Annotated in this window: 10 protein-coding genes; 4 read left to right on the forward strand and 6 right to left on the reverse strand. The window is 53.9% G+C overall.

Translation table 11 applies throughout. The annotated features are described in order from the left end of the window. Positions 1-3: 3 nt before the first annotated feature. On the forward strand, positions 4-1,281 hold the full coding sequence (locus EVX52_RS18000; protein WP_129991801.1) for a TonB-dependent receptor: 1,278 nt from the start codon (positions 4-6) through the stop codon (positions 1,279-1,281). Between the two features lie 98 nt (positions 1,282-1,379). Here the strand turns inward: EVX52_RS18000 and katG are convergent, their stop codons facing one another. The 3 genes from katG to EVX52_RS18015 all read right to left on the reverse strand — a co-directional run bounded on the left by katG (position 1,380) and on the right by EVX52_RS18015 (position 5,891). Then, on the reverse strand, positions 1,380-3,590 hold the full coding sequence (katG, locus tag EVX52_RS18005; protein WP_240783486.1) for a catalase/peroxidase HPI: 2,211 nt from the start codon (positions 3,588-3,590) through the stop codon (positions 1,380-1,382). A gap of 262 nt (positions 3,591-3,852) precedes the next feature. Beyond that, positions 3,853-4,878, reverse strand: a complete 1,026-nt coding sequence (locus EVX52_RS18010) for an LLM class flavin-dependent oxidoreductase (RefSeq protein ID WP_129991802.1) — start codon at positions 4,876-4,878, stop codon at positions 3,853-3,855. Positions 4,879-5,105: 227 nt separating this feature from the next. Next, the gene (locus tag EVX52_RS18015; RefSeq protein ID WP_129991916.1) at positions 5,106-5,891 is read right to left on the reverse strand and encodes a helix-turn-helix domain-containing protein; all 786 of its coding nucleotides are present in this window, start codon (positions 5,889-5,891) and stop codon (positions 5,106-5,108) included. 125 nt (positions 5,892-6,016) lie between these two features. Between EVX52_RS18015 and EVX52_RS18020 the strand changes: the two genes are divergently transcribed. From EVX52_RS18020 to EVX52_RS18030, 3 genes are read left to right on the forward strand one after another with little or no spacing between them, the layout of a single operon-like run. Continuing rightward, positions 6,017-8,041, forward strand: coding sequence for an FUSC family protein (locus EVX52_RS18020; RefSeq protein ID WP_129991803.1), 2,025 nt, complete (start codon positions 6,017-6,019; stop codon positions 8,039-8,041). Continuing rightward, positions 8,031-8,246: a DUF1656 domain-containing protein gene (locus tag EVX52_RS18025; protein WP_129955499.1), complete on the forward strand. Its 216-nt coding sequence runs from the start codon at positions 8,031-8,033 to the stop codon at positions 8,244-8,246. The genes EVX52_RS18020 and EVX52_RS18025 overlap by 11 nt, the downstream gene beginning before the upstream one ends. Then, positions 8,243-9,160, forward strand: coding sequence for an HlyD family secretion protein (locus EVX52_RS18030; protein WP_129991804.1), 918 nt, complete (start codon positions 8,243-8,245; stop codon positions 9,158-9,160). Before EVX52_RS18025 ends, EVX52_RS18030 begins: the two co-directional genes overlap by 4 nt. Positions 9,161-9,248: 88 nt before the next feature. Here the strand turns inward: EVX52_RS18030 and EVX52_RS18035 are convergent, their stop codons facing one another. Genes EVX52_RS18035 through EVX52_RS18045 form a run of 3 tightly spaced genes read right to left on the reverse strand, consistent with a single transcriptional unit; the run spans position 9,249 to position 12,761 of the window. Continuing rightward, complete coding sequence (locus EVX52_RS18035) at positions 9,249-10,631, reverse strand: DHA2 family efflux MFS transporter permease subunit (RefSeq protein ID WP_129955497.1); 1,383 nt, start codon at positions 10,629-10,631, stop codon at positions 9,249-9,251. 28 nt (positions 10,632-10,659) lie between these two features. After that, positions 10,660-11,640, reverse strand: a complete 981-nt coding sequence (locus tag EVX52_RS18040) for a hypothetical protein (RefSeq protein WP_129955496.1) — start codon at positions 11,638-11,640, stop codon at positions 10,660-10,662. Beyond that, positions 11,637-12,761, reverse strand: coding sequence for a hypothetical protein (locus tag EVX52_RS18045; protein WP_235173990.1), 1,125 nt, complete (start codon positions 12,759-12,761; stop codon positions 11,637-11,639). Before EVX52_RS18045 ends, EVX52_RS18040 begins: the two co-directional genes overlap by 4 nt. Positions 12,762-12,770: the final 9 nt, after the last annotated feature.

Consider the following 12,770-nt stretch of genomic DNA (forward strand, 5'->3'; position numbering starts at 1 on the left):
TTAATGAAAAATAACACATTCAGCTTTGCGCTGAAGCTGAGCGCTATTGTCATTTCACAAGCGCTGCTAATAAACCACGCTGTTGCGGCCATACCGGTCACGAGTGGCTGCAGCACAGACGCGGCGGATTCCCTGACCGAAATGTTCACCTGCGGATCGGTCAGCGGCAGCCTGCGTACCTTATATTATTCCACTCACAACGCGTACTTCATACCGGGCTATTCTCAGGACACGGTGAGCTACGGCGGCAGCGTGAAATATGCCACGGCGGAATATTACGGCCTGAGTCTGGGCGTCAGCGGTATTCTTCAGCGCGGAATTTCACACAACGACGACCATCTGATCACCGAACTGGGCTCTAACCAGACCGGCGTGGGCGAAGCTTATCTGAGTTACCACTATCAGGACTTCCGCATCACCGCCGGGGATCAGCGTATTAATATTCCGTTCATCGGCGACTATGACTGGCGCATTACGCCGATCCTGTTCCGGGGTATCGACAGCAGCTACGGTGACAGTGACAACTTCCTGCACGCCACCAAAATTACCCGTTACAAACCCTGGGGCGACGACCAGTTCCTTAACACCACCGCTTATACCGACGCCGACGGCACCACCAACGGCATGTGGGGGATTGGCGGCGGTCGTGCCCTTAAGTTTGATAATCAAAAACTGAACAGTCAGTTGTGGTACGAGGAGTATCACAACTACACCAAAATGGTGTACGCGGACAGTTTCCTGTCGTGGACTGACAGCCCTTCCCAGCCGAAAATCGGCATTCAATTTATTCGTGGTGTCAGCGAAGGCAAAGCGCTGGCGGGCGATGTGAACAGCACCAGCTACGGCGGGCAGTTCGCGATGAATTTCACGCAGGCATTAAAATGGTCGCTCAATTACAACCATATCGCGGCCAATGGCGATGCTTACGGCAACGGCGCACTGGTGACGCCTTACGCGCACAATACCTCTTCCGGCCCGTACTTTGCGCAACCGTTCTTCACCAGCACGCAGGATCTGGGCAGCGGTAACGCCTATTCCACCGACCTGAACTGGAGCGCCACGGACAGCATCTCGCTGGGCAGCCGTTACTCGTTTATGGATCTCACGCCAGCCAAAGGCGCATCGAGCAGCAATCAGTCTGAATATCTGGTGTACGGCACGTATAACTTTGGCGGTGTGCTGAAAGGCCTGAGCATAACAGATTTTGCCGGTGTGCAGACGACGTCTACCTCCGGCAAAGACTTCTGGCAGAACCGACTGGCGCTGGAATACGATTTTTAACGACACATCAGTTCCCGCATACATCAAAGAAAAGCCCGCCGGAGAAGACTCAGGCGGGCTATTTGCTTTCAAACTGCCAGTTCACATCAGAAGTCAGATCAGAGCTCGAATCTGTCGAGATCCATCACTTTGCTCCAGGCCGCGACAAAGTCTTTCACGAATTTCTCTTTGGCGTCACTGCTGGCGTAAACCTCAGCGTTGGCACGTAATACGGCATTCGAGCCAAACACCAGATCGGCACGCGTGGCAGCAAACCTGACTTCTCCGCTGACACGATCCCGCCCTTCGAAACGTTCACCGGATCCGTCAGTGGCTTTCCATTCGGTGCGCATATCCAGAAGATTCACGAAGAAATCGGTGTTCAGTTCACCGGTTTTTTCAGAGAAGACCCCGAGATTACTGCCGTCGTAGTTTGCCCCCAGCGCACGTAATCCGCCGACCAGCACCGTTAATTCCGGCACCGTCAGGGTCAGTTGTTGCGCCTTGTCGATCAGCAGATTTTCAGTCGATGCATTGGCTGAATCACTGCGGTAGTTGCGGAAACCGTCTGCTTTCGGCTTCAGCAATTCGAACGACTCACTGTCCGTCTGATCCTGACGCGCATCCACCCGGCCCGGCGTGAAAGGCACTTCAATATCAATATTTGCAGCTTTCGCCGCCTTTTCAACACCCACCACACCGGCCAGAACGATCACATCCGCCAGAGACATTTTCTGCAATGACTGCTGGATGGATTCCAGTGCAGGCAATACGCGGGCGGCAATGGCGTTAACCTCCCAGTCTCTTTGTGGCCGCAGTGCCAGACGCGCACCGTTCGCGCCGCCGCGTTTATCACCGCCACGGAAGGTAGACGCCGACGCCCACGCCACCGAGACCAGTTCGCTGACGCTCAGGCCGGAAGCGGCGATTTTTTCTTTCAGCTGCGCGATATCGGCAACCGTCGGGTGATATACCGGAACCGGCAGCGGATCCTGCCAGATTAAATCTTCTTTTGGCACTTCCGGGCCGATATAACGCGCTTTCGGCCCCATATCGCGGTGGGTCAGCTTATACCATGCACGGGCAAAGGCTTCGTTGAAAGCCTGCGGATCACCGAGGAAACGACGCGATATTTTTTCAAACTCCGGATCAAAACGCAGGGTCAGATCGGTCACCAGCATGGTCGGTTTGCGTTTTTTCGTCGCGTCGAACGGGTCAGGAATGATATCCGGCGCATCGGCAGCTTCAAACTGAATCGCTCCGGCCGGGCTGCGGGTCTGCACCCATTCATATTTGAACAGGTTTTCGAAGAAGTAATTGCTCCACTGCGTCGGGGTTTGCGACCAGATCACCTCCAGACCTGAGGTGATGGCATCCGCACCGGCACCGGTTCCGTGACGGTTTGCCCAACCCAGACCTTGTGATTCAATCGGTGCAGTTTCAGGGTCAACGCCCACATTGCTGGCATCGGCTGCGCCGTGGGTTTTACCCAGCGTGTGCCCCCCGGCGATTAACGCGACAATCTCTTCATCGTTCATGCCCATATTGCCGAAAGTGGCACGGATAGCCGGGGCCGCTGACGCCGGATCACCACTGTGATTCGGACCTTCGGGGTTGACGTAAATCAGCCCCATTTCCGTTGCGCCCAGCGGCGATTTAGCCAGTTCTTCAGGATGACGGTGTTCCAGCCAGGTGGTTTCGTCACCCCAGTTGATGTCCAGATCCGGTTCCCAGACGTCTTCACGCCCGGCGCCAAAACCAAAGGTGCGGAAACCGGCGTTTTCCAGCGCGACGTTCCCCGCCAGAATATACAAGTCGGCCCAGGAAATTTTCTGGCCGTATTTTTGTTTCACCGGCCATAACAGGCGACGCGCTTTATCCAGACTGACGTTGTCCGGCCAGGAGTTGAGTGGTGCGAAACGTTGCTGGCCGCGGCCTGAACCGCCGCGTCCGTCAACGGAGCGATACGTTCCGGCGCTGTGCCACGCCAGACGGATGAAAAGACCGATATAGCTGCCCCAGTCGGCTGGCCACCAGGGCTGTGACGCCGTGAGCACCCCTTTGAGGTCGGCTTTCAGTGAGGAGTAATCTAATTTGGCAAATTCTTTACGATAATCAAAGGATTCGCCCAACGGGTTTGAGCGATTTGAGTGCTGATTCAGCAGGTCAACCCTGAGCTGGTTGGGCCACCAGTCACGATTATTTGTCCCGCCACCTGACGCTTTATTGGTGTTGCCTTCATGAAAAGGGCATTTGCCAGCACCGGCTTCTCTGTTTGCTTCAACAATCGGCTTTGCGTCTTTTGCTTCTTCATCAATAGAACTGCTCATGCTCACACTCCTGTTATGTAGTCTCATTGCTACTCTATACGCAGATTAAAAACCGTCACATCTGTATCACCCTATATCTTTGATAGTTGTTCCCTTCGGAATCCGGCGCTATTTCTGCGCGTTTTCATAACAACATTATTTCATCCCTGATGATAGGGTAGCCATGTCACAACAGGGGTTTATCTGTCTGGATCTCAAAATGCAAAAAGCCCGCCGGAGTTTCCTCAGACGGGCCTGGGGTTTTTAAAACTTTCTTCTGCAGTTACTCACGCCAGCCCATTTCAGGGGCCACATATTTGAGGATCGACTCAATCACATGCACGTTGTAATCCACACCAAGCTGATTAGGAACGGTCAGCAATAAGGTATCGGCTTCGGCGATCGCTTCATCCTGTTTCAGCAGTGTGATCAGCCGGTCCGGTGTCGCGGCATAGCTGCGGCCGAAAACAGCGCGGGTTTTCTCATCGAGGAACCCGACTTTATCGCCGTCATCGCCGCTGCCACCAAAATACGCGCGGTCGCGGTCATCCATCAGGGCAAAAATACTGCGACTGACGGAGACACGCGGTGTGCGCTCATGCCCCGCCTCCGCCCAGGCCTTGCGGTAAGCACGAATTTGCTGCGCCTGCTGAATATGGAACGCCTCGCCGGTTTCATCATCTTTCAGCGTGGAACTTTGCAGGTTCATGCCCAGTTTCGCCGCCCAGACTGCGGTGGCATTCGACCCCGCGCCCCACCAGATACGTTCACGCAGCCCTTCTGAATACGGCTCAGGGCGTAACAAACCCGGCGGATTGGCAAACATCGGTTGCGGATTCGGTTTCGCAAAACCTTCGCCACGCAGTACATCCAGCAGTTTTTCTGTATGACGGCGCGCCATATCGGCTTCCGTTTCGCCTTCTTCCGGCTGATAACCAAAATAGCGCCAGCCGTCAATGACCTGCTCCGGAGAGCCACGGCTGATACCCAGTTGTAAACGCCCCCCGGAAATCAGATCCGCCGCGCTGGCGCTTTCCGCCATATACAGCGGATTTTCATAACGCATATCGATAACGCCGGTACCGATCTCAATCTTGCGGGTTTTCGCGCCGATGGCGGCCAGCAACGGAAAAGGCGATGCCAGCTGGCGCGCAAAATGATGCACCCGGAAATACGCACCATCGGCGCCCAGTTCTTCGGCAGCGACCGCCAGATCGATAGATTGCAATAAGGCATCAGCCGCCGAGCGCGTGCCCGACTGGGGTGACGGTGTCCAGTGTCCAAATGATAAAAATCCAATCTTTTTCATCGCGTCTTCATCCTCATAATCCGTGAACCGATGCGCTGTCTCTGTCATGCAGGACAGGGCGTAGTGATGGGTTTACTTTACGCGACTCAGGATGAGAATAAATATCATTTGTTTAACATAAAGATTCAGTTTATTTGATTAACCACTGCGAGGCTGGCAGATTTTGGTATCCCAACAATCACCAGCCGGAGCGCATTAAACTTCAGCATACGGGGAAGCTATCAGGTTTATTTCCTTTCACTAAAATAGAGCGCAGGCGTGCAACTGACAGACTTCTTAAACATGGTGATAAACGCATTGACTGACTCATAGCCTAATTCATGAGCCACATTTTGCACGGACTCACCGCTGGCAAGCCCCCGCAGCGCAATAATCAAATGAAGTTGCTGACGCCAGCGTCCGAACGAAAGGCCGGTTTCACGCACCATCAGTCGCGCCAGGGATCGTTCACTTAATGCCAGACGTCTGGCCCACTCATTGAGCGTACTCCGGTCCTGCGGATGACTGACCAGCGTTTCGGCCATCGCCTGTATTTTGGGATGTGCAGAGACCGGCAAATTAAAATTCTGCCGGGGCATATTAACCAGTTCATCAAGCGTGACCCGGGCCAGCCTCGCGGCATGGCTGTCCGGCGGATAGTCATTATCTTCCCTGACCAGACGATTCATCAGTTCGCGGATAAGGGGCGAAACAGCAAATGTGCAGCATTGCTCCGGCAGTGCGGCCGCGCCCGGCTCAATAAACAAATAGCTCAGGTGCGCATTCCAGGTTGCTCTCGCACTATGCGCAATGCCGCCGGGGATCCATACGCCGCAGTAAGGCGGCACAATCCATATCTCATTTTCGGCCCGGCACGTTACCGCGCCGTAGAGGGCAAGAATTAACTGTCCCTTGCGATGCGTATGAACCGGCACCTCCGCTTCGTACTCGGTAAAATCAAGCAGGCGTGCTACTGCCGCACAGCGAGTGGAATCGGGATCAAAAAGAGAAGTCACATCACGGGAAGCATTCATATTGGCAGGATTTAGGTATTTTTTGGCAGTATACTGCATTTCCTCTGCTGAGTAATCTGGCAATAATTGCCGGTATGCGCAAATGAATTTTTTGCCACCACCGCTTGCCAGGGACCATTACTCTCATGTTCAACCCGTTACGCAGGGTCTTCCCCTCCTCCTCTCTTCTTAACGATGCGAATGCGTTGTTATATTCAGCCAAGACGTTTACCGCCGCCATGCTGGCATATTACATCGCGTTGTCTATCGGTCTGGAAAGGCCTTCCTGGTCCATTATTACTGTCTATATTGTTTCGCAGACCTCTGTCGGCGCCTCACTTAGCCGGAGCATTTATCGCCTGGCCGGGACGATAGCCGGAGCAACGATGACGGTGGTGATTGTGCCTGTTTTTGTCAACACCCCGATAATTTGCAGCCTGGTCCTCACCGGCTGGATAACAATTTGTCTTTATTTTTCGCAGCTTGATCGCACACCCCGCGCTTATGCCTTTGTGCTGGCAGGCTACACGGCGAGCCTTATCGGCTTTCCTGCCGTGTTCGGGCCCGGTGCAATTTTTGACATCGCCATCACCCGGGTACAGGAGATCATGATCGGGATACTGTGCGCCAGTGTGATCCACCGGTATGTCATACCAAAACGCATTACCGGTCTTTTTAACAGCACACTCTCGGCAACGCAGCGTGATGCCCGCCGGCTGGTGGCTGAAACGCTGCAAAGAGCATCAGGCGGGAAAGAAAAACAGCTTCAACTTGCGCTGACGTTACAGTCTCTTGAGGGGGTGGGTCACCATCTGCCCTATGACTTCGCTATCTCAAAACCATCCCGTAAAGCCCGCCAGTTAATACATGACAGATTGTCGCGGCTTTTGGTCCTCAGTAACCAACTGCATGATTACCTGCAGGTATTAAAAACCTTACCTGAAGAGATTACGACACTGGTCAGTGAGATCACGGCGTGGCTCACCTGTGACGATCCCGCCGCACGTAAAGCCGGTGCCGAAACGCTACTGCAACGTTGCGTGTGGTTGCAACAACGGTCATGTACGGACGAATTAAAGGTAGAAACAGAACTTCACGTTAATTTTGTCAACCGCCTGCACGAGACCATCATGCTTTTGCAGCAATGCGAACAGCTTTCTCATGCCATCCTTTCCGCGAAGTCTGAGCACCTGGCTGATGACGCCCGGAATGCCAAAGGTTACGTTTATCACCGGGATCACTTTACCGCCGCGCGCGCCGCGCTGGGGGCATTTGCAATCATCTTCAGCGGCTGTCTGCTGTGGATTTACTCCGCATGGCCCGACGGCGCCACAGCCGTATCAATTCTCGGCGTCTGCTGCACATTATTTGGCAGCTTCGACACCCCGGCGCCTCATATCGTTAAGTATATTGCAGGCTCCGTCTACGGGGTCATTATCAGCCTGCTTTATAGCTTCGTCCTGCTCCCTCAGGTGACCGGGTTTACTGTGCTGGTTGCCGTACTTGCCCCTGCCTATTTGCTGGCCGGTTCCCTGCAGGCCAGGCCACCCACCACATTCATGGCCATGGGCATCACCTTAACGCTGCCTGTATTGTCTGAATTAGGCGCCCGCTACAGTGGTGATTTTGCCGCTGCAATAAACACGTCGGTCGCCTTATTTGCCGCAACCGGTTATGCCGTGATCAGCATGAGTTTATTACAGACCGTACAGGCGGATTCTGCTATCCGTCGCCTGCTGGACCGATGCCGACGGGATATCCGGTCCCGCGCAAAAGGTCTGTCATCCGTTCATGATGTGGCCTGGGTGAACCTGATGATAGATCGGACCGCACTGATCCTGCCCCGGCTGCGGCGTAGTAATCAGGCGGCCGACCAGGTGCTTAACCGTCTGCTGAATTACCTCAATATCGGCCTTGCGGTGACGTATTTACGACGCTCACTGAATCAGCTGGAAGGGGAAACCGCCTTACAGGTGAATCACCTTCTCAACCTGCTGGCCCGTGGTGCACAACCCAGTGAATTGCAAAACAGTATTAGCAAGATACTCGCCATGAACGCTCAGGTTTCACATCAACCAGCGCACGCGCTTATTGAACATATTATTGACCTGCACTGTGCGTTAAAAAACTTTACGCAAGAGAGGGATAAGGAACAGGCACATGATGACTGATATTAATATTGGTGGCGTCTTTTTACCTGGCTTATTAGTCATGGCTTTGGTGGCATTCTCCGGCACGATTTTAATCACTCCTTTTTTAGCTTTCAGCCGGTTTTACCGGCGTTTGCCCTGCCGGCCGCTCATTGATTTTACGACTTTTATCATTATTTTCGCCTTGTTAATGCAGGCTCTGAACGCGTTAGGATTATTAGTATGAAGCCATTTTTTTCTCTCTTAGCCCGTTATGTGTTTACCTTAAGCGCCGTCATTGCCGCAGCCATTATTGCGTTCATGATGTGGAAGCATTATGCACAAACCCCCTGGACGCGTGATGGTCGTGTACGGGCAGAGGTGGTGCAAATCACGCCGGATGTGTCCGGGCCGGTAAGCTATGTCGCCGTAACCGATAATCAACGGGTTAACCGCGGAGATATTCTTTACTCCATCGATCCGCAATGGTTAAAACTGGCGGTGATCAGCGCACAGGCTGAGGTTGACGCGAAGCGAAATGAAATGCAGATGCGTCAGGATGCGGCCAGACGGCGCAGTCAGATTAGCGGGGTTATCTCTAAAGAGGATATACAAAATACCCGCAGTGCGGCGGGCGTAGCGACGGCTGAATATCAGGGAGCACTGGCCGCGCTGGAACTGGCGCAGCTCAATCTTTCCCGCGCGACCATTCGTTCTCCGGCCGACGGTTACGTCACGCATCTGAGACTGCGGCCCGGAGATTATGCCAGCGCAGGAGTCACAAAAGTTGCCGTTATTGATGCCAGCAGCTTCTGGGTTGTGGGCTATTTTGAGGAAACCAAAATGCAGCATATTCATGTGGGTAGCGCGGCAAAAATCGTGCTGATGGGATATAAACCTGCACTGACAGGCCACGTGGAAAGCCTGGGGCGCGGAATAGATGATAGCAATGACGCGCCCGGCAATCAGGGCCTTCCCGACGTAGAGCCCACATTCAGTTGGGTGCGGCTTGCCCAGCGTGTGCCGGTGCGCATCCATATTGATAAACTGCCAGCAGGGGTCGAATTAGTGGCCGGTATGACCGCCAGTATCGCCATCACCCCGACAAAGCCTGCGGATGTGGAAACAGAGCGTATCGCGCTGTTGTCTTCTGACCGGTGAATATCGGGATAACACATTTGTCAGAAAAACCGGCGGCAGGATGGCATTCATCCTGCCGCCGGATAACACATCTACTCTGCCCGGGATATTAACGGTGCAGGCGTAGCATACTGGAGACAGACGATAGCGCAGAGATAAGACAGGCCAGCCCGAAGACATAGACGGCGAACTGTGCCCCCGCATGTCCCGTCAGTCCGTTCAACAGGGCAATAACCATGGCGACCAGTGCCGCGCCAATAGATTGCCCCGCTGTTCTGGCGGTGGACAAGACGCCCGAGGCGGTTACCGTTCGGTTCGATGCCACATTCGAGAACATCTCTTTGTTGTTCGGCGGCAGGAATAATCCATAACCTATCCCGCACACTGCCACACGCCAGAGAAAATCATTCACCGTCGCAGCCTCCGGTAACAGAGCCAGAGAACCTAATCCCAGGCTAAAAATCACCACGCCGACTGTCGATATCTGGGTAGGATTTAAACGATTGGACAACCGGCCAGCCACCGGGGCACAGATTGCAACGGCCACCGGCCAGGGTGTAAAGATAAACGCCGATTCCAATACCGAATAGTGATAGGCGTGCTGCAGTACAAAAGGCAACCCCACCAACGCCATTCCCTGTGCCACAAACATTGAAACGGAAGAGATCACCGCGAAGGTATACCGCCGGGAACGGAATATATCGGGAGGCAGCAACGGGCTCTTTGAACGCGTCTGCACGTTGACGAAGATGGCCAGCAGCACCACTGATGCGACGCCGCAAAGCATCAGCAGGCGGCTGTCCCAGCGCCCGATTTGATCGACAGCGATAACCATCAGACCCAGGGCTGCGGCTGAGGTGACAGCACCTCCCCAGTCGAAGCCTTTTTCTTTCTCCGTATCAACGCCCAAAGAGATAAGCGAGAACACAATGGCCAGTGCGCCCAGCGGGAGATTAATGTAGAACAGCCACGGCCAGTCCAGATAAGAGATGATCAGGCCGCCTAACGCAGGGCCAATCGCCGTACCCACCGCAAATGCCAGTGCATTCAGCCCTAAAATAGTTCCCAGCGCATGTGGCGGAAAGATAACCCGGTAAAGACCCAGTCCGACGCTTATCATAACCGCATAACTCACCCCCTGGAGTATGCGCATGGTAACCAGCATGCCGAAGGTCGGGGAGAGGCTACAACCCAGCGATGCCAGCGTAAACAGCACCATGCCTGCGGTGTAAAAGCGCCGCTCCCCTATCCTCGAACCCAGCGATGCACAGATCAACATGGTTGCAGCGCTGGCCACCTGATAGCCGTTGGTAACCCAGATGATAGATGCTGAATCTACCTGTAAAGCCCCGGCAATAGAGGGCAAGGAGATATTGACGATGGAACTGTCCAGCGCCGCCATAATCACGCCAATTAAAATGGCCGCAGCCGCCAGATAGCGCCTCGGGGTCTCAAATCCTTGTTCTAAGGGACTACTGCTTACCAATGACATATCCTTAACGTCCTATAGTGAATGGGAATTACGCGCAGAGGCTTTCAGCCCCGGCATCCGGCCCTTCGAGGTAGGCCAGCAAACCCAGCATCAGCACTTCTTCCGGGCTGGCCACGACGGGAGACCGCGGGACTTTCCAGGGTTGTTTACTGCCGTTAATACGGATACTTCGCAGGAAACAATAGGTCGTGAGAACATAGAAGCGGTTGCGCATACTTTCTCCCATCAGCGGCAGCAGACCGGAAATACCGCCTAACTCCGGGATCTCGCTAAGAATGCTGCCATAGTCTGACTTCGCCAGCACGAACATCAGGGCATCAGGCATCGGTACTATTTTCACAGCATCCTTTACCTCTGCCGCAAGCTCATGCCAAAACGAAAAGGCAAAGCGGGAAAAACCGAAAAGCGGATCGAGTCCCCGTACCGAGAAATCAGGGTCAATAAAGCGGGTCTGAGCATGTTCTTCGTTATAAAGCACATTACCAAAGTGGAAATTGAAATGGGCTTTTTCAACTGATTTGAACTCTTCGGTCCGGGCCAGCGCCAGCGACTTTTCAAACACTTCCCGTGCGGTAATGCTAAAGGGTGCGCCGTTAAGCAAAACAGGTTTTTCAAACAGTTCATGTGCGAAACGCGTGCCTTCCCACTCTTCCAGGAGTCGGGCTGGCATATCGTGGGTCATCGCCGACGGGGTCTCTGATTCCAGGCTGATCGCTTTCTGTACGTTTTCCAGTGCGTTTCTCACGATCACCCTGCGTTCAGCAAGCGACCGCTGGTCGTCAAAGACAATTTTGGACAACGGCAGGGAATCCATCTTCTCAAGAATATAAAATTGCCGCCCGGCAGCCAGCCCGTCATGTAAGACCGGGACCATCAGTTCCGGGTAAATATCATGCAATGCGCGTATCTGATCGACTTCAGCTTTCAGTTTGCCATTGAACATTTCGGACATAGCCGTCTTCACCACAAAGCCTGAACTCAGAAAATCCACTGTATGAGAGCTTGTCATTTTTCAATCCCCTGGAAAGTTGCCAATGGCAGGCCAAGCGCGATGCTACGCGCGACGGCACGCACAACAGCGCTATAGCCGACGGTGTTGTTAACAAACGACTGGATGATGACCTCACTCAACCCCTGGCCCGCCAGGTAGGCCGGCCGGAGAATAAGCAAGTGATTGTGATCAGAGAGAATCGTTGAGCACCTGCGCTCGAAAGCATACGCCCGGCTTCCCAGAGGCGACCGGGATGCCCTGACAACATGAGGGTGGGTCCCGCTCACCCGCTCAATTGCCGCCTCAATGATATCCGGGGTTAATGCCCCCTCATCCCGGACGATGAAACGGTTAATCTGATAGCCAGGTGCGTGCACAGGGGCACGTAATGAAACGGTATTCACTAACGGTGCCCAGGGCATAACCTTGTCCTGACTCATGGCTATTTGTGAGAAGCTCGGGCGGAGATTGTCGCGTGCATCCTGCAGACGGCCCTCAAACGAGCGGGTGCCAAGTACGCCGTTTGGCGTATCGGGATGCACGATATCGGTTTCAACCGACAGAATATGCGAGGTGTTGCAACTGATGGTTCTCAGTGCTTCGGTTAATACGCGCAATGAAGCATGCATCCCGTTGGTCTGACAGGACCCGAGGCAATACAGGCCAGAATCGACCACCTGACGATGTAGGGTACTGATATCATCACGGGTCAGATCCTCCAGACAACCATAGATACTCGGCAACTCGTTTGCCTCTGCAACCCCCAGCACCACATCAGCGAGTTCTTGCATATTGCGTGCTACAGGGCTGTTCTTGTCCATATCCAGCTTGCTGGTCGCGATAAAACCCATGTCAAAACGGCCAGCCTGCGGGGGAAGCTCACGGGCAAGATCGCCAAAGAAAAAGCGGACCTCGCGGCCGTCAATTTGCAGGGTATCGCTGTTGATAATCTGGATATGGGCCTGCACACCAGGGAGCGCCATCGCCAGACGAGCAACGATGCCATCTATCGGACGCAGTTCAGGATAATGTTTATCTAAAGAAGGAGGATTCGTGACGACAGTCTGAATGATAAAACCATCCTTCGCCGGATCGTTCTGAATCAGCAAATTCGCACCAATTTCCGCTCCGCAGCCCACCAATATTGC

The organism is Rahnella sp. CFA14(1/10) (assembly GCF_004195095.1).
Classification (GTDB): domain Bacteria; phylum Pseudomonadota; class Gammaproteobacteria; order Enterobacterales; family Enterobacteriaceae; genus Rahnella; species Rahnella perminowiae.

Bases quoted from the DNA above. Each gene is read 5' to 3' on its own strand.
- EVX52_RS18010 (WP_129991802.1), bottom strand. From the start codon at position 4,878: ATGAAAAAGATTGGATTTTTATCATTTGGACACTGGACACCGTCACCC.
- EVX52_RS18000 (WP_129991801.1), top strand. From the start codon at position 4: ATGAAAAATAACACATTCAGCTTTGCGCTGAAGCTGAGCGCTATTGTC.
- katG (WP_240783486.1), bottom strand. From the start codon at position 3,590: ATGAGCAGTTCTATTGATGAAGAAGCAAAAGACGCAAAGCCGATTGTT.
- EVX52_RS18015 (WP_129991916.1), bottom strand. From the start codon at position 5,891: ATGAATGCTTCCCGTGATGTGACTTCTCTTTTTGATCCCGATTCCACT.
- EVX52_RS18040 (WP_129955496.1), bottom strand. From the start codon at position 11,640: ATGACAAGCTCTCATACAGTGGATTTTCTGAGTTCAGGCTTTGTGGTG.
- EVX52_RS18035 (WP_129955497.1), bottom strand. From the start codon at position 10,631: ATGTCATTGGTAAGCAGTAGTCCCTTAGAACAAGGATTTGAGACCCCG.
- EVX52_RS18025 (WP_129955499.1), top strand. From the start codon at position 8,031: ATGATGACTGATATTAATATTGGTGGCGTCTTTTTACCTGGCTTATTA.
- EVX52_RS18030 (WP_129991804.1), top strand. From the start codon at position 8,243: ATGAAGCCATTTTTTTCTCTCTTAGCCCGTTATGTGTTTACCTTAAGC.
- EVX52_RS18020 (WP_129991803.1), top strand. From the start codon at position 6,017: ATGTTCAACCCGTTACGCAGGGTCTTCCCCTCCTCCTCTCTTCTTAAC.